Origin of the sequence: Aeromicrobium sp. (assembly GCF_036676885.1) — a bacterium.
Taxonomy (GTDB): Bacteria; Actinomycetota; Actinomycetes; order Propionibacteriales; family Nocardioidaceae; genus Aeromicrobium.
Map to the genome: position 1 here is coordinate 1 of NZ_JAKFCB010000339.1, position 19,601 is coordinate 19,601.

Genomic DNA, 19,601 nt, shown 5'->3' on the forward strand with positions numbered 1-19,601 from the left:
GCGGTCATGAGGATGCCGTCCTGCTCGAGCATCTCCCCCGCACTGGTGCGGGTCAGCATGTTGAGCGCGGCCTTGGCCATGTTGGTGTGCGGATGCCCGGGCCCCTTGTAGCGGCGGCTGAACTGGCCCTCCATCGCCGAGACGTTGACGACGTACGTGCGCCGCGACTCCGACGCCGCCATCGAGGGCCGCAACCGGCTCACCAGGATGAACGGTGCCGTGGTGTTGCAGAGCTGGACCTCGAGCAGCTCGAGCGCATCGACCTCGTGCACGCGCTGGGTCCAGCTGTTGACGTCGACCGTGTCGGGCACCAGCCCGCCGGCATCGATCCGCGCGAGGTCTGCCGAGCCAGCGGTCAGCGCCATCGAGGTCAGCTCCTCGGCGGTGTGCGCGTCGCGGGCCAGGACCGGGTGCGATGACACCGAGCCGACGAGCGCGGCAGGATGCGCATCGCTCGTGTGCCCGAACGTCAGGAGCTCCGGCAGCGGCCCGTCCGGCAGTGGCGCGGACTCCGCCTCTGCCAGTGGCGCGTACGCCCCGGGGGTACGGCGCACGGTCTGGGCGGCGTTGTTGATGAGGATGTCGAGGGGTCCCTGCTCGGCGACCGAGTCGGCGAGCCCCACGACCTGGGCAGGATCGCGCAGGTCGATCCCGACGATGCGGAGCCGGTCGATCCACTCCGCGCTGTCGGGCATCGCCGTGAAGCGACGCACCGCATCGTGCGGAAAGCGGGTCGTGATCGTCGTGTGGGCGCCGTCGCGCAGCAGCCGCAACGCGATGTACATCCCGATCTTGGCGCGGCCTCCGGTCAGCAACGCCCGCTTGCCCGTCAGGTCCGTACGCGCGTTCCGCTTGGACCGGTTGAGCGCGGCGCAGTCCGGGCAGAGCTGGTGGTAGAACGCGTCGACGACGGTGTACTTCTGCTTGCAGATGTAGCAGGGCCGGGCCACCAGCAGGGTGCCCGCAGTCGCACCGTCGGCGTTGGAGACGAGCGGCAGGCCCTCGGTCTCGTCATCGATGCGTCTCGGCGATCCGGTCGCGGTCGCGGCGACGACGGCCCGGTCCGCGGCAGCGACCTGCGCGCGCTTGTCGAGGCGACGGTGCTTCTTGACGTTCTTGTAGAACTTCCCGCAGGCACGGCGCAGCGCGACGTAGTCCGGATCGTCCTCGGCGAGCCGTTCGGCGGCGGCCAGGACCTTCAGCGCGACCGCCAGCTCGTCGGGATCGATGGAGTCGCCCTGGGCCTGGAGAAAATCGGACGAATCAGCGCTCATGACCCACCCATCGTAGTCGGCGCGGCCCGACGCCCAGGACGTGCTGGCCTCCGGACAGGTGCGGACATCCTCACCCCGACGTGCGGCCAACGCCATGTCCCGCGCGGTCGCGCGCTCCTAGCGTCGATGGCATGACCATGAACTCGCTCATCCGGCCGGCCGAGACCGGCGACCTGGCTCCGTCGACGCACGTACGCCCGGAGTCCGTCATCCGCCGGCACTGGCTCTTCTTCGCCGCCACCGCAGCCGTCATGCTCCACATCGCCGACGACAACTTCTTCCAGCCCAATCCCGGCGTCTCGCCTGCCGACCACCTGGTCAGCGGGCTCGTCCCGCTGGGTCTCCTCGGCCTCGGCGCCTGGACGTACGACCGGGTCCGCGCCGGCAACCGGGCGCTCATCGCCTCCAGCACGGGCCTCACCGGCCTCGTGGTCGGCCTCGTCGAACCGATCAGCCACCTGGGGAGCGTCGGGCTCCGCAACGACGACTACACCGGCCTCGTTGCCGCCGTCGCCGCGCTCGTGCTGCTGGCCATGTCGGCGGTGACCCTGTGGCGCTCTCGCCGTCTGGACGACGGTCGGGCCCGCCGGTACGTCAGGCGTACCGTCAAGGGCGTCGTCGCGGTGGTCGTGCTGACGCAGGTCGTGGCGATCTTCGGCTTCACCTACGTCATCACTCACGTCTCGCGTGCCGAGCTCCAGACTCCGCACCTCGGGACGCCGCATGAGAACGTCACGCTCACGACGAGCGACGGCCTGCACCTCGAGGGCTGGTACATCCCGTCGCGCAACGGTGCCGCCGTCATCGCCTTCCCGGGGCGCAAGGGCCCCCAGGCACACGCGCGGATGCTCGCGAAGAACGGCTATGGCGTGCTGTTGTTCGACCGTCGCGGCGAAGGTGCCAGCGAGGGCGACGGCAATCTTCTGGGCTGGGGCGGCGCGCGCGACATCGACGCCGCAGTGGACTTCCTCAAGCAACGCGCTGACGTGGACCCGGGCCGTATCGGCGGCATCGGCTTCTCCGTCGGCGGCGAGCTCATGCTCGAGGCCGCGGCCGGCAACAAGGACATCACCGCGGTCGTCTCCGAAGGGGCGGGGACGCGTACCCTCAGCGAGCAGCTGCAGGAGTTCGACGGGTTCACCCTCGCCCGGGGCTTCCCCCAGATGGTGGCCTTGACTGCCGGGACCGCACTGTTCTCCGGCGATGCGCCCCCGACGAGCCTGGTCGACCTCGCGCCGCGCATCGCGCCGCGGCCGGCTCTCATCATCTGGGCGCCCAACGGCGGCAACCAGGAGACGATGTCGCCGAAGTACGCGCGCCGCATCGGCGCCTCGGCCGAGGTCTGGGCGATGGACGACGTCAAGCACATCAAGGGCCTGCAGACGCACCCCGAGGAGTACGAGCGCCGGGTCGTCGGCTTCTTCGACCGGGCCCTGCCGGCCCACCCGTGACGGTCAGCCGCAGACTGCGCCGTCAGCGGCGGAGCTGACGAGCTTGCGGTACTTCGCGAGGACACCGGTCGTGTACTTGGGCGGCATGGGCTCCCAGCCGACCTTGCGGGCCTCGAGCTCCTCAGCCTCGACCTCGACCTCGAGCGTGCGATTGGCCATGTCGAGGACGATCGGGTCGCCGTCCTTGACGAACGCGATCGGTCCGCCGTCGACGGCCTCGGGGGCGACGTGGCCGACACAGAGTCCGGTCGTACCGCCGGAGAAGCGGCCGTCGGTCAGCAGCAGGACGTCCTTGCCGAGCCCCGCACCCTTGATCGCGCCCGTGATCGCCAGCATCTCGCGCATGCCGGGTCCACCCTTGGGACCCTCGTTGCGGATCACGACGACGTCACCGGCGACGATCGTGCCGTCCTCGAGCGCATCCATCGCGGCGCGCTCGCCGTCGAAGACCCGCGCGGTGCCGCGGAAGACGTCGGAGTCGAAGCCGGCGCTCTTGACGACCGCACCGTCGGGAGCGAGTGAACCCTTGAGGATCGTGAGGCCGCCGGTCCTGTGGATCGGGCGGTCCATCGTCCGGATGACGTCGCCGTCGAGCTTCTCGGTGATGCCCGCGAGGTTCTCAGCCATGGTCTTGCCGGTGACGGTCATGCAGTCACCGTGCATCAGCCCGGCGTCGAGCAACGCCTTCATGATGACGGCGGTGCCACCAGCCTTGTCGACGTCGTTCATGACGTAGCGGCCGAACGGCTTGAGGTCGCCCAGGTGCGGCACCTTGTCGCCGATGCGGTTGAAGTCCTCGAGCGTCAGGTCGACCTCGGCCTCGCGGGCGATCGCGAGCAGGTGGAGCACCGCGTTGGTCGAACCGCCGAGCGCCATCGTCACGGTGATCGCGTTCTCGAAGGCCTCCTTGGTCATGATCTGTCGTGCCGTGATCCCCTTGCGAAGCAGCTCGACGACGGCTTCGCCGGAGGCGACCGCGAACTCGTCGCGCCGGCTGTCGATCGCCGGCGGGGCGGCCGAGCCGGGCAGGCTCATGCCCAGCGCTTCAGCGGCAGTCGCCATGGTGTTGGCGGTGAACATGCCGCCACAGGCACCCTCGCCGGGGCAGATGGCACGCTCGATCTTGTCGACCTGCTCGCGGGTGATGAGGCCCTTGATGCACGCACCGACCGCCTCGAACGCGTCGATGATCGTGACGTCCTTGCCGTCGACGTTGCCTGGCATGATCGAGCCGGCGTAGAGGAACACGCTCGACAGGTCGAGCCGGGCAGCGGCCATGAGCATGCCCGGCAGGCTCTTGTCGCAACCGGCGAGCAGGACCGAGCCGTCGAGGCGCTCGGCCATCATGACGGTCTCGACCGAGTCGGCGATGATCTCGCGGCTCACCAGCGAGAAGTGCATGCCCTCGTGGCCCATCGAGATGCCGTCAGAGACCGAGATCGTGCCGAACTCGAGCGGATAGCCGCCGCCGCTGTGCACACCGGTCTTGACGGCCTTGGCGAGGCGGTCGAGGGAGAGGTTGCACGGGGTGATCTCGTTCCAGCTGGACGCGACACCGATCTGGGGCTTCGCCCAGTCGTCGTCGCCCATGCCGACCGCGCGGAGCATGCCTCGCGACGCGGTGGCCTCGAGGCCATCGGTGACGGTGCGGCTGCGGGGCTTGATGTCGATCTGGTTCTCGGAGGCCATGCCCCAAGATTACGGCTCAGTCCGTGACGCCCGTCGAGCAGGACCGGTATCAGCCACGGGCTTGATTGCGGCCGATATCAGTCCTGCGCTACAGCAACGGCACGAAGATCAGGGCGACGGCCCAGCTCACGAAGCTGCCCACCAGGACGTACTCGGCCTTGCGGCCCGCGACGTCGCGGGAGATCTCGGGGAATCGGAGGATGCCCTTGGCCGCGACGACAGCGGTCAGTGCGGCGAACTGGCCCGAGAGCGCCATCGCGAAGATGAAGATCCGCTCGATCGGCCCGAGCACCCGGCCACCCTTGAGCGTCTGCTCGCTCGCCATGACCCCGGCGTCGGTGCCGGCGAGGACCATCCGCACGATGATGTTGGCCGACTCGACCAGGAACACCAGGCAGCCGACGGCCAGGGCGAAGCGCTCGAACGAGATGCCCCGCAATGCCTCGAGCTCGAGCGAGTCGTACCAGTCGGTGAGCCAGCCGTCGGGCGCCGGCAGCTCAGCGCTGCCGGCCAGGATCGCGGCCACCACGAGGCCCAGTCCGACCAAGGGCCAGGGGTATGCCCGGTCGACCGGTGTCGAGGCCGCCCAGGCGATGACCGCGGCGATGCCGATCGGCGCCCACCACCAGTCGACGCCGGTGCCCCACAGGACGAGCACGACGACCGCAGCGCCGACGACCGACGCACGCACGAGCGCACGTCGATCGGCCGGGCGGTCCTGGGGACGTGCGAAGTCGGCGAGGCCGAGCGCAAGGAGGAGGGCTGCGAGCAGGATCAACGCAGGACCTCGGTCGTGCCGAGCAGCGCGAAGGCGCCGTTGCGCTGGAGGTTCTGGGACACCGCTGACTGCGAGATGCCCTCCGCCTTGGCAAGCTCCACTTGTGTCCGTCCCTTCAGCAGTCCCAGCGCGAGTCGCCGGCTCCGGTCGTTCATGCCGCTCACAATCTCGTCGCGGCACATCAACAAGGCATTCGTGAGGCCGGTCGGCGGGAAGTCCGCCGCTCTCCCCTCGGCCACGCCGTACCAGCTGCGCAACGACCTGTGCCGCCGCACCTCACGGGCCTTGGCCTCGACGATGGCGTCACGGGCCGCCCACCACGCGGGACCGTCCTGCATATGACCGTAGTCGCTGCTGCCGACGAATTGCCACGTGCCCGCGCCCAGGCCGAAGCGGCAGTCGAGCGGGTGCGGCAGGGCCAATCGCAGGAGCAGGGTGGCCAGCAGCGCCCCCGACAGATCGGCGTATGCTCCCTGGCTCTCGTCCCCGATCGTGGGCGCAAGCGGCTGCAGTGCTGGAACATCGGCGTTGACCTCCGCAAGGGCGTCGACCAGGTGCTGCTGGGCGGCGGCGCGGTCGACCTGTCGGCGGGAACCGACGAGGTCCACGATGACGGCGATGCCTGCGTGCTCGGTCATGGATATAAGGCTATCACTGAACTCACTGTGATATAAGCCATGATCTACGCCCGTGCGGGTCGGCAGTCGCCGGCTCCGCCCGGCTGCCTAGGGTGGAGCCGTGACCATCACGTTCGTCAGCAGCCCCATCGCCCTGGACCGCGACGCCGACCTGCCGCTCCTTCTAGAAGCCGCCCGCGAGCGCGGCATCGATGCCGAGATCACGATCTGGGACGACCCTGCAGTGGACTGGAAGGCGTACGACGCCGTGGTCGTGCGGTCCTGCTGGAACTACACCACACGACGCGACGAGTTCCTGGACTGGGCAGGATCGGTCCCCCGCCTCCACAACAGCCCCGAGGTGCTGGCCTGGAACACCGACAAGGTCTACCTCCGGCAGATCGAGGCCGCCGGAGTGCCGATCATCGAGACCCGCTGGAACATCGCCGACGGCGAGGACATCGGCGACCATGCCGAGTGGGTCGTCAAGCCCACGGTCTCGGCCGGGTCGATGGACACCGCACGGTGGGAGTCCCCCGCCGATGTCTACGCCCACAGCGCCGCTCTCGTCGGCGCCGGGCGTACGTCGATGACGCAGCCCTACGTCTCGTCGGTCGACGAGGAGGGCGAGACCGCGATGCTGTTCTTCGGCGGCGAGTTCTCCCATGCGATCCGCAAGGGCCCCATCCTGGCCCGCGGCGAGGGCATCCGCCAGGATCGTGACGGCCGCGGCGAGAACCAGGTACGCACGCCGACCCCGGCCCAGCACGAGGTCGCGGCTGCCGCCCTGGCGGCGGTCGACGAGGTCCTCGGACACCCCGCCGACCTCCTGTATGCCCGGGTCGACCTGGTGACCGGCGCCGACGGATCGCCGCTGGTCATCGAGCTCGAGCTCACCGAGCCGTACCTCTTCCTGGTGCTGGCCGACGGCGGCGCCGGACGGCTCGTCGACGCCGTCGCCGCACGCATCTGACGAATCGATTGCGGCCGGACCCACGGCCGTGGACAATCAGCGCTTGTGAAGCCACCCACGGCCGCCTTCGTCCGCTACTACGACGTCGAGAGCGCCGACGGCACCCGCCTCAGGGCGTGGACGAATGACGCCGAGGGGCCGACGGTCTTCCTGTCGAACGGCCTCGGCACGAACCCGCACGCCTGGCCCGCACTCCTGCGGCCCGACTGCGGCGTGCACGTCGTGTCGTGGAACCACCGCGGTGTCGGCGGCTCGGAGCGACCGGCGAACGGCCGGGTCGACCTCGACGCGTTCATCGAGGACGCGCTCGCGGTGATGGACGACGCCGGCATCGACTCTGCGGTCGTCGCGGCCTGGTCGGCGGGTGTCACGATCGCGTTCGAGCTGGCTGGTCGTCATCCCGAGCGCGTCAAGGGCATCCTCGCTGTGGCGGGGGTCCCCGGCAACACGTTCGCCACGATGCTGGCTCCCCTGCGCATGCCGCCGGTGGTGTCGAAGCAGCTCATGGTCGGCCTCGCGCGCACGGCATCGGTGTCCGGGCGTGCGCTGGCGCCGCTGACCCGGCGGATCCCGTGGACCAACGCGACGGCCAACATGCTCCGGATGACGCGGATGATCAACCCGGCGGCCGACACCGCCGAGCTGCGGACGCTGATGCAGGAGTTCTGCACGACGCATCCGTCCTGGTACGCCAAGCTCGCCCTCGGGGTGTCGGAGCACCGACGCGTCTCGCTGTCGAACATCACCGTTCCGGTGACGTTCATCGCCGGCAAGTGGGACATGTTGACCGGCGCGCGCGACATGCTCTCGGCGTCCGAACGACTCGTGGAGTCACGGTTCCGCGAGCTCGACGCCACGCATTTCATCCCGATCGAGTTCCCCGACGTCGTGCTCGACGAGCTCAAGCACCTGATCGCACGTACGAGCTGAACCCCGCTGTCAGGTCAGCTTTTCGAGGATCAGCTCGCGGACCCGGCCGGCGTCGGCCTGGCCGCGCATCTCCTTCATGACGGCCCCGATCAGCGCGCCCGCGGCAGCCTGCTTGCCGTCGCGGATCTTCTGCGCCGCGTCGGGGTCACCCGCGATTGCGCGGTCGACCGCTTCGCCGAGCGCACCGTCGTCGGAGACGACCTCGAGCTTGCGCCCGACGATGACCTCCTCGGGAGTGCCCTCACCGGCGATGACGCCGTCGAACACCGAGCGGGCCAGCTTGTCGTTGATCCGGCCGGCGTCGATCAGTGCCTGGATCTCGGCGACCTGCAACGGGGTGATGCCGAGGGCGTCCAGATCGGCGCCCTGCTCGTTGGCACGTCGAGCCATTTCGCCGAGCCACCACTTGCGGGCGGCCTGCGGCGACGCGCCGGCCTCGATCGTCTCGGCGACGACCTGGAGCGCTCCGGCGCCGATCGTGTCGCGCATCTCCAGGTCGGTGAAGCCCCAGTCGGTCTGCAGACGCGCACGGCGTACGGCCGGCGGCTCGGGCAGCGTGGCCCGCAGCTCTTCGACCCACTCACGCGACGGCGAGACCGGCGCGAGGTCGGGCTCGGGGAAGTAGCGGTAGTCGTCGGCGTCGGACTTCTCGCGACCCGATGACGTCGTGCCGGTGTCCTCGTGGAAGTGGCGGGTCTCCTGGAGCACCGAGCCACCCGCGTCGAGGATGCCCGCGTGGCGCGAGATCTCGTAGCGGACGGCGCGCTCGACCGAGCGGAACGAGTTGACGTTCTTGGTCTCCGAGCGGGTGCCCAGCGTCGTCGAGCCCTTGGGCTTGAGCGAGAGGTTGACGTCGGCACGCAGCGACCCCTGGTCCATGCGTACGTCCGAGACGCCCAGCCCGCCGATTAGGTCGCGCACATAGGAGACGTACGCCCGGGCGACCGCGGGAGCCTTGTCGCCGGGAACCTCAATCGTGCGGGTCACGATCTCGATCAGCGGGATGCCGGCGCGGTTGTAGTCGACCAGCGAGAAGTCAGCACCGTGGATGCGGCCCGTCGAGCCGCCCACGTGCAGCGACTTGCCGGTGTCCTCCTCCATGTGCGCCCGCTCGATCTCGATCCGGTAGGTCTCGCCGTCGACCTCGACGTCGACGTGCCCATCGAACGCGATGGGCTCGTCGTACTGCGAGGTCTGGAAGTTCTTGGGCATGTCCGGGTAGAAGTAGTTCTTGCGCGCGAACCGGCACCACTCGGCGATCTCGCAGTTGAGCGCGAGGCCGATGCGGATCGCCGACTCGATCGCCTTGGCGTTGACGACCGGCAGCGCCCCGGGCAGCGCCAGGCACACCGGGCACACCTGGGTGTTGGGCGCGGCGCCGAACTCGGTCGGGCAGCCGCAGAACATCTTCGTCGCGGTGTTGAGCTCGATGTGGATCTCGAGGCCCATGACCGGGTCGTAGCGGGTCAGGGCGTCGTCGACGGGAACCAGCGTCTCGGTGGTCATCGCGCTACCTCCAGATCGGGTGCCTGGGCAAGCATGGGGCCGCCCCACTTGTCCTCGAGCAGCTTCTCGAGGGCAGCGGCGGCGTTGTAGAGCCGGTCGTCGGCCTTCTGCGGCGCGAGGAACTGCAGGCCGACCGGCAGGCCGTCCTCCTCCGCGAGCCCCACGGGCAGCGACAGGCCGGGGATGCCGGCCAGGTTGGCCGGGATCGTGGCGACGTCCTGGAGGTACATCGACAGCGGGTCGTCGAGCTTGTCACCGAGCGTCCACGCCGTCGTCGGCGAGGTCGGCGAGACCAGCACGTCGACCTGCTCGAACGCCGACGCGAAGTCGCGGGCGAGCAGCGTACGTACCTTCTGGGCCGAGCCGTAGTAGGCCTCGTAGTAGCCACTCGACAAGGCGTAGGTGCCGACGATGATGCGGCGCTTGACCTCGTCACCGAAGCCGGCGTCACGGCTCGAGGCCATGACCTGCTCGGCGCTGGGGTCGTCGGCACCGGCCGGCGGCACACGTACGCCGTAACGCATCGCGTCGAAGCGGGCCAGGTTGCTGCTCGCCTCGCTCGGCATCACGAGGTAGTAGGCCGCCAGGGCGTACTCAAGGCTCGGGAGCGACACCTCGACGACCTCGGCGCCTGCGGAGGTCAGCAGCTCGACGGCCTCGTGGAATCGCGACATGACGCCGGGCTGGAAGCCCTCGACGCCCATGCCCCCACCATTCAGTTCAGAGACGATGCCGATCCTGAGTCCCTTGACGTCGGCGCGGCGGGCGGCCGACACCACGAGCGGTGCGGGCGCGTCGATGCTGGTCGAGTCCATCGGGTCGTGGCCGCCCATGAGCTCGTGCAGCAGCGCGGCGTCGAGGACCGTACGCGTGACGGGCCCGGCCTGGTCGAGGCTGCTGGCGAGCGCCACGAGGCCGTAGCGGCTGACGCCTCCGTAGGTCGGCTTGACGCCGACCGTGCCGGTCAGGGCGCCGGGCTGGCGGATCGAGCCGCCGGTGTCGGTGCCGATCGCGAGGGCGGCCTCGTACGCGGCGACGGCAGCGGCCGAGCCGCCTCCCGAGCCGCCGGGGATGCGGGTGCGGTCCCACGGGTTGCGGGTGGGACCGTACGCCGAGTGCTCGGTCGACGAGCCCATCGCGAACTCGTCCATGTTGGTCTTGCCGAGGATCGGCAGGCCCGCGGCCTTGATGCGCTGCGTGATGGTCGCGTCGTAGGGCGGGATCCAGCCGTCGAGGATCCTGGAGCCGCACGTCGTGGGCATGCCCTTGGTCGCGACGATGTCCTTGACCGCGATGGGTACGCCGGCGAGTCCGTGCAGCCCTTCGCCGGCCGCGCGGCGGGCGTCGATGTCGGCGGCCGTCGCGAGCGCACCTTCGGCGTCGACATGCAGGAACGCGTGGATGTCGCCGTCGACCGCCGCGATGCGGTCGAGCTGGGCCTGGGTGGCCTCGACGCTCGAGACCTCCTTGCGGGTGAGCCTGGCCGCGAGCTCCGCGGCGCTGAGGCGGGTCAGATCAGTCATGTTCAGTCCTCCCCGAGGATCTTGGGGACGAGGAAGCGCTGCTGGTCGGACGCCGGGGCGCCGGCGAGCGCCTCTTCGGGCGTCAGGCACGGGACGACGACGTCCTCGCGGAAGACGTTGTTGACCGGCAGGGGGTGGCTCATGGCCTCGACGTCGTCGCCGGCGGCCTGCTGGACGACCGCGACGTGCTCGAGGATGGCGGGCAGCTCGGCGGCGAGGTGGTCGAGCTCGGCCTCACTGAGGTCGATGCGGGCGAGGCCGGCCAGATGGCTGACGTCAGCTCGCGAAATACCCTTGACGGGCTCAGACATACGGATCCTTGCGGGTGGAGGAGGGGTACCGATCCATCCTAGTGACCACCGCGGCGCGCTCCGCCCGGGGCGACCATCGCGCGTACGCCCACCGGCTCAGGCGCGAGCGAGCGGTTCCCCGCGCAGCGGTCGGGCGCCCAGGGCGCGACTCTCGTTGTCGCGGACCCTCGGCTCGTAGTGAGAGAAGAACACCTTGCCGACGAGGTCGCGGCGACTATGCACGCCGGTCTTGTCGAACACGCTCTTGAGATGCTGCTGCACGGTCTGTGTCGAAACCCGGAGTGCTGTCGAGATCTCGGTCGTCGCGTCGCCCTTGAGGACGAGCCGGGTGACGTCCTGCTCGCGATCGGTGAGCCCGTACGCCGCCATGAGCAGCGAGGCGATCCGCGCCGGATGCGCAGGCTCGGCGATGACCGCCACCCGGCGAGGGCCGTCCGTGACGAGGGTGGCCCCGTGCAGGACGATCCAGACGCCGGACTTCGCCAGCACGCGTGACACTGCGGCAGGCGCCTCGGGTCGGTCGGCCTGACGGAGGGCCTGTCCGGCAACCGCCAGCACCGCGTGCGGCAGGATCCCGGCGTCCCAGTCCCCGTCAGGCAGGTCCGACAGCCAACGCGCCACCCCCGGGGTCATCGAGTCGACCTCCCACCTGTCGGTGAGGACGATCAGGCCCGGGCCGTCTGGCGACTCAGGGTCGGTCGCCTGGCCCACCAGCAGCGCGCGGCGCGCCCCTTCGGCCAGCAGCGGCGAGACCGTCTGGATGAACGCGAAGTCATCGGCATCGAACGACGGCTGGCCAACCTCTCGGTAGAGACCGAGCGCTCCCCACACCGCGCCGCGGTCCGAGCGCAGCGCCGCGATCAGCTCCTGGTCCCCGCCATAGACCATGTTCTCGTGCCAGCGCGGGCTGCTGGCCGGGTTGCCTCCGGTGGCCTCGAGAAGCGTCGAGACCCCGCGTGCGGAGCGCGCCACATCGGCGAGCTTGTTGACGTCGTCCTCGTAGTACTCCGCCGCGAGCCACTCCGGCGGCACCTCGGGGACGTCCTCACTGAAATGGCTGGTGACCAGCAACGATGCCGGATCCATGGTGTACCAGCACGGCGCCATGTAGTGCGGGACCGCCGTGGCGAACACCTCCGACGCGGCGCGCCAGAACGACACCAGGTCGAGACCCTGGCCGGAGAGCCGCACGAGGCGATCGACAGCCCGCTCCTTGGCGTACCCGTTCATCTCATCAGGCTAGGCGTGCCGACGCCCAGCACCTACCACTTTTGTGGAATGGGCAGGGGCGGGCCGCCGACCCTACCGTCGAGATCGACCGACCCACCTGAGGAGACGACGATGACGACGCACACGGAACGCGGCGCGCTGGCCCGCATACTCGGACCGCACGACGGGCAGACGCTCGGCTCACCTGACGGGGTGAGGGACCGCTTCATGGTCGATGCGACGGACTCCGGCGGCGGCTTCTCGCTCGTCGAGCACTTGATGGCACCCCGATCGCTCGCTGCCCCCGTGCACCGCCACTCTCGCGAGGACGAGTACACCTTCGTGCTCGAGGGGCGGCCCGGCATCCTGCTTGGCGAGCAGGAGGTGTTCCCCGGCGTCGGCGACCTGGTCTTCAAGCCCCGCGATCAGTGGCACACGTTCTGGAACGCGGGAGATGCGCCCGCGCGAGTCCTGGAGATCATCTGTCCGGGCGGTCTGGAGGAGCTCTTCAAGGTGCTCGATCTCATGACCCACGAGCCCGAACCGGAGGAGATGGCCTCCCTGGCCGCGAGGTACGGCTGTGACATCGACCTCGACGCCACCGGCCCGCTCATGGAGCGCCACGGCCTGAGCTTCTGAGGGCCGGCCGTCCGGATAATCACGTTCTCTGGGAGGATGCAGGGGTGACCGAACCACGGCTGACCCAGTTCCGCAACGGCCCCTACACGTTCGACGTCATCGACAGCGGCCCGCTCGACGGAGTCCCCGTCGTGCTCCTGCACGGGTTCCCGCAGCGGGCCTCGTCATGGAACACCGTCGCGGAGCACCTGCACGAGCGAGGCCTGCGTACGTACGCGCTGGACCAGCGGGGCTACTCCCCCGGAGCTCGGCCCACGTCACGGTTCGCCTACGGCATGGCGGCTCTGGTGTCGGACGTCGTGGCGCTGATCGACGCGATCGGCGCACCGCGTGTGCACCTGGTGGGCCACGACTGGGGCGCGGCCGTCGCCTGGTCCGTGGCGGGCAGGCACCCAGACCGGCTCGCGACCTTGACCGCGGCCTCGGTGGCCCACCCGGCAGCATTCGTGCGGTCCTTGCTGACCAGCCGCCAAGCCCTGAAGTCGTACTACATGGCGCTGTTCCAGCTCCCGGTCCTGCCTGAACGCATGCTCGCCAGCGGCCGTGCCGATGCCTCGCTCCGCAGGGGCGGGATGAGCCGCGAGATGGTCAAGCGGTTCCACACCGAGATCGTCGACCACGGCGCCCTGCGGGGCGGGCTCGGCTACTACCGCTCGATCTTCCGCGCTCCTGGCGGGCAGCTCGGCAAGAAGATCACCGTGCCCACGACGTACGTGTGGAGCGATGACGACGTGGCGCTGGGCCGCAAGGGTGCGGAGATCAATCACCGGTGGATGAGTGGGCCGTACGAGCTCGAGATCTTCGAGGGCGCGAGTCACTGGCTGCTCGACGAGCGGCCCGCCGAGCTGGCCGCCAGCATCATCAAGCGAGTCGGGATCCAGGGCGTGTCTGCCACGCCCTAGGCTGCTGCGCATGCCTCCTCCGCAGCGACCTCAGGACGTCGGACCATGGGATCTGCTCGCGTTCGTGTGCGAGCTCGCGATGATCGCGCTGCTCGTGGCCGCCGGCCGCGGAATGGTCGACGGATGGCGGGGGTGGGCGCTGGGCGGATTCCTCGCATTCGTCGCGATCGGCATCTGGGCCCAGTGGATGGCACCGACCTCGGACAAGCGTCTGGTCAATCCCACACGGTTCATCGTGCAGGTCATGCTGTTCGTGACCGTCGCGCTGTATGCGGCTGCCGGCGGGCTGGTCTGGTGGGGCATCGGCTTCGCCATCGTCTCGATCATCGCGTTCGCCGCCCGCATCCGCGCCGATCCCTGAGCCGCTGGTTCAGAGCGGCAGTGAGCGTACGCTCTCGAATCGGCGGTTCTTGCCGTCGAACGGGTCCGTGAGCTCGAGCTCGGCGGCCAGCAGCTGCAGTGGCCGGCTGAAGTCGTCGACCGCGATGTCGTGCACGGTCGGGTAGAGCGGGTCGTCGACGATCGGGATGCCGAGCCCGTGCATGTGCAGGCGCAGCTGGTGCGTCCGGCCGGTGCGTGGGGTCAGCCGGTAGACGCCGGCTTCGCCCAGCCGCGACTCGAGCTCGACCAGGGTCTCGGCGTTGACCGGGGCGTCCGGGACGACCTCGGACTGCCAGGTGCCGCGACGCTTCGTGATGTGGTCACGCACGACCACCGGCAGCTCGAGCCCGGACCGCACCGGGGCGAGCGCCCGGTACGTCTTGCGGACCTCGCCCTCCTGGAACAGCGTCTGGTAAGCACCTCGCCACCGCCGCTCGGTCGCCAGCAGCAACAGGCCGGAGGTCACGCGATCCAGCCGGTGCAAGGGCGACAGCTCGGGCAGCCCCAGCTCGTCGCGCAGGCGTACGACGACGCTCTGCCGTACGTGCCGGCCGCGCGGGATGGAGGAGAGGAACGCCGGCTTGTCGACCACGACGAGCCGGTCGTCCCGGTGGAGCACGTGGATCTCGCCGGGCACGTCGACCTCGTCGGGCAGATCGCGGTGGAACCACACGAAGGTGTGCGGCGCGTAGGCATGGTCCTCGTCGACGGCGTTGCCGGTGTCGTAGACGAAACGCTCATCCGCCAGCATCCGGGCGACGTCGACCCGTTCGGGCAGCCGGTCACGCAGCCAGGCGCCCATCGTCGGCCACGGATCGGGCCGCGGTTTGTCGCGGTCGGGCGTACGCAACCAGGCCGCGCCCAGCCCGTGTCGCGGCGGCAGCGGAGAGCGAGGAGGCACCTCTCGATGTTACGGGCCCAGCCGATCCGGTCAGGAATCAAGAAGCGATGGACGCCGCGCCGACCCTACGCTCGGCGACATACCCACTCACCGGAAGGACAGGAACCATGGCCAAGAACGCATCGTACGAAGGATTCACCGAAGAGGAGCGCGCCGCGATGAAGGATCGCGCGTCTGAGCTCAAGGGCGCCGCTCGTGGAGGTTCGGCCGCCAAGAAGGCCGAGGCCGACGACAAGGCTGTGCGCGACGCGATCGCGGCGATGCCCGAGGCCGACCGGGTCATCGCCGAGAAGCTGTACGACATCGTCAAGGAGCACGCCCCCGACCTCGCGCCGAAGACCTGGTACGGCATGCCTGCCTATGCACGGGACGGCAAGGTCGTCGTGTTCTTCAAGCCCGCCGCGAAGTTCAAGGTGCGGTACGCCGAGGTCGGGTTCAACGAGTGGGCGCAGCTCGATGACGGCGACATGTGGCCGACGGCGTTCGCCGTCATCGCGATGAACCCCGGTATCGAGAAGAAGCTCACCGCCCTCGTCAAGCAGGCCGCAGGGTGATCCGGCCCGATTCGCCTACCAGCTGACCGGCTTCTCAGGCGTGTAGATCCATGCGTCGAAGAACGCCTCGAGGTCCTGGCCCGACACCTCCTCCGACAGGGCGATGAAGTCCGCCGTCGAGGCCGTGCCGCCCCCGAACCGCTCCACCCACGTCTGCGCCAGCTCGAAGAACTCCTCGTCGCCGATCTTCACCCGCAGCGCGTGCAGGGTCGCGGCGCCGCGGTCGTAGACGGGGTTCGCGAAGAGTCCGAGCGGCCCCGGGTCGGCGATGGCGAGATCCCACTCGGGGTCATCGGCGGGGATCGTGAGGTAGTCGGCGAAGGACACCTGGGCCGTGTCGCCGCCCCGATGCTCGGTCCACATCCACGTCGAGTACGTTGCCCAGCCCTCGTTGAGCCAGATGTCCGCCCACCGGTGAGGGCTCACGTGGTTGCCCATCCATTGGTGGGCGAGCTCGTGCGCGACCGTCCCCTCGGATGCGGTCCGCGAGAAGAACGAGCGGGTCTGGGTCTCGAGTGCGTAGCCGACCGAGTCGTCATCGACGATGGCCCCGTAGGAATTGAAGGGGTACGGCCCGTAGAGGCTCTCGAAGAACACGAGCATGTCGCTCGTCAGGGCCAGGTCCTCCGACGGGGCCCCGAGCCGGGCCGGATCCACGGCATCGAAGATCGGCGTGCCGTTCTCGGCGACGTACTCGTCCACCACGTAGTCGCCCACGCTCGCCGTAGCGAGATAGGCGGCCATCGGGTCGGGTGCGTCCCAGTACCACGTCGACTTCCCGTCGACCGTGGTCGCGGGATCGCTGGGCAGGCCGTTGGCGACCGCGACGAGGCCTTCGGGCACCGTGATCTCGAACGAGTACGTCGCCTTGTCGGTCGGGTGGTCGTTGACGGGGAACCACGTGCCCGACCCCTCGGGCTCGTTCACCACCATCGCGCCGTCACGGGTGGTGACCCAGCCGTACAGCGCACCTTCGATGTCCGTCGGCCGAGTGGTCGTTCCGCCGTACGTGACGACGACCTGGGTCTTCTTGCCGGCCTTGAGCTTCTTGGTCGGCGTGATTGCGAGCTCGTTGTCCGTCTGCGTGAAGGTCGCGGGCTTGCCCGACACCGTCACCACCGTGGCGGTGAGGCCGCGCAGGTCGAGGTTGAACCGGCTGAGATTCTGAGTCGGGACGAGGTCGATCGTGGCGACGCCGTCGAGGTGGCCCTCGATCGGCGCCGGATCCGGCGGCGCCGGCGTGTAGTCGAGGTCGAGGTCGTAGTGCAGGACATCGGTGCCACCGTTGCCGGCGAGCGGGAAGTACGGGTCCCCCGCCCCGTCGGCGCCTGTGGTGTATGGCGACGGCTCGGCGGTCGCGCTGATTGGCGCGGCCAGGAGGGCGATCGCGGCGACCGCCGATCCGAGGGCCAGTGCGGTGCGACGACGGGACGGCATGGATCCTCCAGCGCTCAGTGGTGCGATCGACGACGCTGCCGGCGGTGTGACACGCCGTCCGGAAGCGAGTGCAGTCACCATAAGGGTGCGCGCACGCGACCGCCAGAGCCTTACGGCCTTCAGCTTCGTGCTTCCTGATCGTCAGTCGACGCGCGTCCAGCTCAGCGGGAGGGGTGGGCGGCGAGGCAGTCGGGGTTGAAGACCCGAGTGGTCGAGGGTGGGTCGCTGGCGAGCCGCACGGCGGACGGGACGGGACGGCGTACGAGCTCCCCGCCGCAGTTGGGGCACACGCCGCGGAGGACATTGTCGGCGCAGTCGCGACACCAGGTGCACTCGTAGGTGCAGATCAGGACGTCGGTCGAGGTGGGTTCGATGTCGCGATCGCAGCACTCGCAGTTGGGACGGATCTCCAGCATGCGAACAGTATGGCCGTCAGGAAGCCTCGTCAGCGGGCTGTTCGGCAGGTCCGTTGGCGAGGAGCGCCTCGAAGCCCTCCTCGTCGAGCATGGGTACGCCCAGCTGCTCGGCCTTGTCGGCCTTGGAACCGGCGGACTCCCCCACGACGACGTAGTCGGTCTTCTTGGAGACCGAACCCGACGCCTTGCCGCCGTGGGCGATGATCGCCTCCTTGACCGAGTCCCGGGTGAAACGCTCGAGCGACCCGGTGACGACGATCGTGAGCCCCTCGAGGGTGCGCGGCACCGACTCGTCGCGCTCGTCCGCCATGCGTACGCCGGCCGCCTGCCACTGGTCGACGATGCCGCGGTGCCAGTCGACACCGAACCACTCGACGACGGCCTCGGCGATCGTGGGTCCGACGCCGTCGACCGCGGAGAGCTCGTCGACCGACGCCTCGCGGATGCGGTCCATCGACGCGAAGTGCGTGGCCAGCGCGCGAGCCGCGGTGGGCCCGACATGGCGGATCGACAGCGCCACGAGGACGCGCCACAGCGGCTGGGTCTTGGCCTTCTCGAGGTTGTCGAGCAGCGCGATGCCGTTGGCGCTGAGCACGCGTTCGTCTGCTCCGTCGGCGAGCTCGGACTTCTTGGCCGCCCGGGTGTAGAGCGGCACCTGCAGCAGCTGCTCGGCGGTCAGCGCGAACAGCCCGCCCTCATCGACCAGCACACCGGCGTCGAGCAACGCCGTGGCGCCCTCCCAGCCGAACACCTCGATGTCGAACGCCCCGCGGCCGCCCACATGCGTCAGCCGCTCGCGCAGCTGCGAGGGGCATGATCGGGTGTTGGGGCAGCGGATGTCCTTGTCGCCCTCGCGGGCCGGCGCCAGCGGCGTGCCGCACGACGGGCACTCGGTCGGCATCACGAACTCGCGCTCGGTGCCGTCGCGCAGGGCAACGACCGGACCGACGATCTCGGGGATCACGTCTCCGGCCTTGCGCAGCACGACCATGTCGCCGATCAGGACCCCCTTGCGCTTGACCTCGTGCTGGTTGTGCAGCGTGGCCATCTCGACCGTCGAGCCCGCGACGCGGATGGGCTCCATGACGCCATAGGGCGTCACCCGGCCGGTGCGGCCGACGTTGACGCGGATGTCGAGCAGCCGGGTGTTGACCTCCTCGGGCGGGTATTTCCACGCGATCGCCCAGCGCGGTGCCCGTGACGTCGAGCCGAGCCGGCGCTGGAGGTTGACCTGGTCGACCTTGACCACGACGCCGTCGATGTCGTGGATGACGTCGTGGCGGTGCTCGCCGTAGTAGTCGATGAACTCCTCGACCGCCCCGAGGTCGGGCAGCACCTTGGCCCGGTCGCTCGTCGGCAGGCCCCACCCCTTGAGCGCGTCGTATGCCTCGCTCTGCCGCTTGGGCTCGAAGCCCTCGCGGTAGCCGAGCCCGTGGCACACCATCGACAGCGGCCGGCTCGCGGTGATCGACGAGTCCTTCATGCGGAGCGACCCCGCGGCGGCGTTGCGCGGGTTGGAGAAGGGCGTCTTGCCGGACTCGGCCCACGCGGCGTTGAACTCCTCGAACGCCTGGGTCGGGAAGAACACCTCGCCGCGCACCTCGACGTATGAGGGGATCGGGTAGTCCTCCGACGCCGCCAGCCGGTGCGGGATGACGCTGATCGTGCGGACGTTGGCCGTGACGTCCTCGCCGACCCGGCCGTCACCGCGCGTGACGCCGCGAGTCAGGACGCCGCCCTCGTAGGTCAGCGAGATCGCCAGGCCGTCGACCTTGAGCTCGCAGAGGAACTCGGCATCGTCGACGCCCTCGCGGAGGATGCGGCCGTGCCAGCTCTCGAGCTCCTCGATCGAGAACGCGTTGTCGAGGCTGTAGAGCCGCTCGCGGTGCTCGTACGCCTCGAACGTGGACGAGATCATGCCGCCGACCTGCTGCGTCGGCGAGTCCGGTGTGCGGAGCTCGGGGAGCTGCTCCTCGAGGGCCTCGATCTCGCGGATCAGCTGGTCGTAGTCGTAGTCGGAGATGACCGGGGCGTCGTCGCGGTGATAGCGCTGCCGATGCTCCTCGATCGTCTCGGCGAGCTCCTTGTGCCGCTGCCTCAGGTCGTCATC

19 protein-coding genes are annotated in these 19,601 nt (G+C 69.5%); 7 read left to right on the forward strand and 12 right to left on the reverse strand.

Translation table 11 applies throughout. From position 1 onward, the window contains the following. A partial coding sequence (locus V6M46_RS15805) for an SDR family NAD(P)-dependent oxidoreductase (protein ID WP_332666803.1) occupies nucleotides 1-1,274 on the reverse strand: 1,274 nt, incomplete at its 3' end. Nucleotides 1,275-1,405: 131 nt separating this feature from the next. Here V6M46_RS15805 and V6M46_RS15810 point away from each other — a divergent pair. Continuing rightward, nucleotides 1,406-2,725: an alpha/beta hydrolase gene (locus V6M46_RS15810; RefSeq protein WP_332666805.1), complete on the forward strand. Its 1,320-nt coding sequence runs from the start codon at nucleotides 1,406-1,408 to the stop codon at nucleotides 2,723-2,725. 3 nt (nucleotides 2,726-2,728) lie between these two features. Here the strand turns inward: V6M46_RS15810 and ilvD are convergent, their stop codons facing one another. The 3 genes from ilvD to V6M46_RS15825 form a co-directional block, all read right to left on the reverse strand. Then, a complete protein-coding gene (gene ilvD / locus V6M46_RS15815; RefSeq protein WP_332666807.1) occupies nucleotides 2,729-4,414 on the reverse strand; it encodes a dihydroxy-acid dehydratase in 1,686 nt (561 codons plus the stop codon). An 88-nt stretch (nucleotides 4,415-4,502) separates the two neighbouring features. Further along, nucleotides 4,503-5,192 carry a hypothetical protein gene (locus V6M46_RS15820; protein WP_332666808.1) on the reverse strand — a complete coding sequence of 230 codons (690 nt, stop codon included), beginning with the start codon at nucleotides 5,190-5,192 and terminating at the stop codon, nucleotides 4,503-4,505. After that, complete coding sequence (locus V6M46_RS15825) at nucleotides 5,189-5,830, reverse strand: SatD family protein (RefSeq protein ID WP_332666810.1); 642 nt, start codon at nucleotides 5,828-5,830, stop codon at nucleotides 5,189-5,191. The genes V6M46_RS15820 and V6M46_RS15825 overlap by 4 nt, the downstream gene beginning before the upstream one ends. Nucleotides 5,831-5,930: 100 nt before the next feature. Between V6M46_RS15825 and V6M46_RS15830 the strand changes: the two genes are divergently transcribed. Next, nucleotides 5,931-6,782, forward strand: a complete 852-nt coding sequence (locus V6M46_RS15830; protein ID WP_332666811.1) for an ATP-grasp domain-containing protein — start codon at nucleotides 5,931-5,933, stop codon at nucleotides 6,780-6,782. A gap of 45 nt (nucleotides 6,783-6,827) precedes the next feature. Further along, nucleotides 6,828-7,712, forward strand: a complete 885-nt coding sequence (locus V6M46_RS15835; protein WP_332666812.1) for an alpha/beta fold hydrolase — start codon at nucleotides 6,828-6,830, stop codon at nucleotides 7,710-7,712. 9 nt (nucleotides 7,713-7,721) lie between these two features. Here the strand turns inward: V6M46_RS15835 and gatB are convergent, their stop codons facing one another. From gatB to V6M46_RS15855, 4 genes are all read right to left on the reverse strand, one after another. Further along, nucleotides 7,722-9,218 carry an Asp-tRNA(Asn)/Glu-tRNA(Gln) amidotransferase subunit GatB gene (gene gatB, locus V6M46_RS15840; protein ID WP_332666815.1) on the reverse strand — a complete coding sequence of 499 codons (1,497 nt, stop codon included), beginning with the start codon at nucleotides 9,216-9,218 and terminating at the stop codon, nucleotides 7,722-7,724. Continuing rightward, nucleotides 9,215-10,741, reverse strand: coding sequence for an Asp-tRNA(Asn)/Glu-tRNA(Gln) amidotransferase subunit GatA (gene gatA / locus V6M46_RS15845; RefSeq protein WP_332666817.1), 1,527 nt, complete (start codon nucleotides 10,739-10,741; stop codon nucleotides 9,215-9,217). Before gatA ends, gatB begins: the two co-directional genes overlap by 4 nt. 2 nt (nucleotides 10,742-10,743) lie before the next feature. After that, nucleotides 10,744-11,052, reverse strand: a complete 309-nt coding sequence (gatC, locus tag V6M46_RS15850) for an Asp-tRNA(Asn)/Glu-tRNA(Gln) amidotransferase subunit GatC (protein ID WP_332666819.1) — start codon at nucleotides 11,050-11,052, stop codon at nucleotides 10,744-10,746. 96 nt (nucleotides 11,053-11,148) lie between these two features. Further along, nucleotides 11,149-12,282: a helix-turn-helix transcriptional regulator gene (locus V6M46_RS15855; RefSeq protein WP_332666821.1), complete on the reverse strand. Its 1,134-nt coding sequence runs from the start codon at nucleotides 12,280-12,282 to the stop codon at nucleotides 11,149-11,151. 111 nt (nucleotides 12,283-12,393) lie between these two features. Here V6M46_RS15855 and V6M46_RS15860 point away from each other — a divergent pair, with 111 nt between their 5' ends. The 3 genes from V6M46_RS15860 to V6M46_RS15870 are packed head-to-tail and all read left to right on the forward strand — an operon-like array spanning nucleotide 12,394 to nucleotide 14,163. Further along, complete coding sequence (locus V6M46_RS15860; RefSeq protein ID WP_332666823.1) at nucleotides 12,394-12,900, forward strand: cupin domain-containing protein; 507 nt, start codon at nucleotides 12,394-12,396, stop codon at nucleotides 12,898-12,900. Between the two features lie 44 nt (nucleotides 12,901-12,944). After that, the gene (locus V6M46_RS15865) at nucleotides 12,945-13,802 is read left to right on the forward strand and encodes an alpha/beta fold hydrolase (RefSeq protein WP_332666824.1); all 858 of its coding nucleotides are present in this window, start codon (nucleotides 12,945-12,947) and stop codon (nucleotides 13,800-13,802) included. 10 nt (nucleotides 13,803-13,812) lie between these two features. Continuing rightward, on the forward strand, nucleotides 13,813-14,163 hold the full coding sequence (locus tag V6M46_RS15870; protein ID WP_332666826.1) for a YrdB family protein: 351 nt from the start codon (nucleotides 13,813-13,815) through the stop codon (nucleotides 14,161-14,163). Nucleotides 14,164-14,172: 9 nt separating this feature from the next. Here V6M46_RS15870 and V6M46_RS15875 read toward each other — a convergent pair whose 3' ends face one another. After that, on the reverse strand, nucleotides 14,173-14,985 hold the full coding sequence (locus V6M46_RS15875) for a pseudouridine synthase (protein WP_332666833.1): 813 nt from the start codon (nucleotides 14,983-14,985) through the stop codon (nucleotides 14,173-14,175). A 206-nt stretch (nucleotides 14,986-15,191) separates the two neighbouring features. Between V6M46_RS15875 and V6M46_RS15880 the strand changes: the two genes are divergently transcribed. Beyond that, nucleotides 15,192-15,638: an iron chaperone gene (locus V6M46_RS15880; RefSeq protein ID WP_332666828.1), complete on the forward strand. Its 447-nt coding sequence runs from the start codon at nucleotides 15,192-15,194 to the stop codon at nucleotides 15,636-15,638. A 15-nt stretch (nucleotides 15,639-15,653) separates the two neighbouring features. Here the strand turns inward: V6M46_RS15880 and V6M46_RS15885 are convergent, their stop codons facing one another. From V6M46_RS15885 to ligA, 3 genes are all read right to left on the reverse strand, one after another. After that, the gene (locus V6M46_RS15885; protein ID WP_332666829.1) at nucleotides 15,654-17,075 is read right to left on the reverse strand and encodes a M1 family metallopeptidase; all 1,422 of its coding nucleotides are present in this window, start codon (nucleotides 17,073-17,075) and stop codon (nucleotides 15,654-15,656) included. A 161-nt stretch (nucleotides 17,076-17,236) separates the two neighbouring features. Further along, nucleotides 17,237-17,491: a DUF1272 domain-containing protein gene (locus V6M46_RS15890; protein WP_332666831.1), complete on the reverse strand. Its 255-nt coding sequence runs from the start codon at nucleotides 17,489-17,491 to the stop codon at nucleotides 17,237-17,239. Nucleotides 17,492-17,507: 16 nt separating this feature from the next. Continuing rightward, on the reverse strand, nucleotides 17,508-19,592 hold the full coding sequence (gene ligA / locus V6M46_RS15895) for an NAD-dependent DNA ligase LigA (protein ID WP_332666834.1): 2,085 nt from the start codon (nucleotides 19,590-19,592) through the stop codon (nucleotides 17,508-17,510). Nucleotides 19,593-19,601 lie beyond the last annotated feature (9 nt).

Coding starts and splice junctions, on each gene's coding strand:
- V6M46_RS15810 (WP_332666805.1), top strand. CDS start 1,406: ATGACCATGAACTCGCTCATCCGGCCGGCCGAGACCGGCGACCTGGCT.
- ilvD (WP_332666807.1), bottom strand. CDS start 4,414: ATGGCCTCCGAGAACCAGATCGACATCAAGCCCCGCAGCCGCACCGTC.
- V6M46_RS15825 (WP_332666810.1), bottom strand. CDS start 5,830: ATGACCGAGCACGCAGGCATCGCCGTCATCGTGGACCTCGTCGGTTCC.
- gatB (WP_332666815.1), bottom strand. CDS start 9,218: ATGACCACCGAGACGCTGGTTCCCGTCGACGACGCCCTGACCCGCTAC.
- gatA (WP_332666817.1), bottom strand. CDS start 10,741: ATGACTGATCTGACCCGCCTCAGCGCCGCGGAGCTCGCGGCCAGGCTC.
- gatC (WP_332666819.1), bottom strand. CDS start 11,052: ATGTCTGAGCCCGTCAAGGGTATTTCGCGAGCTGACGTCAGCCATCTG.
- V6M46_RS15855 (WP_332666821.1), bottom strand. CDS start 12,282: ATGAACGGGTACGCCAAGGAGCGGGCTGTCGATCGCCTCGTGCGGCTC.
- V6M46_RS15860 (WP_332666823.1), top strand. CDS start 12,394: ATGACGACGCACACGGAACGCGGCGCGCTGGCCCGCATACTCGGACCG.
- V6M46_RS15870 (WP_332666826.1), top strand. CDS start 13,813: ATGCCTCCTCCGCAGCGACCTCAGGACGTCGGACCATGGGATCTGCTC.
- V6M46_RS15875 (WP_332666833.1), bottom strand. CDS start 14,985: ATGGGCGCCTGGCTGCGTGACCGGCTGCCCGAACGGGTCGACGTCGCC.
- V6M46_RS15880 (WP_332666828.1), top strand. CDS start 15,192: ATGGCCAAGAACGCATCGTACGAAGGATTCACCGAAGAGGAGCGCGCC.
- V6M46_RS15885 (WP_332666829.1), bottom strand. CDS start 17,075: ATGCCGTCCCGTCGTCGCACCGCACTGGCCCTCGGATCGGCGGTCGCC.
- V6M46_RS15890 (WP_332666831.1), bottom strand. CDS start 17,491: ATGCTGGAGATCCGTCCCAACTGCGAGTGCTGCGATCGCGACATCGAA.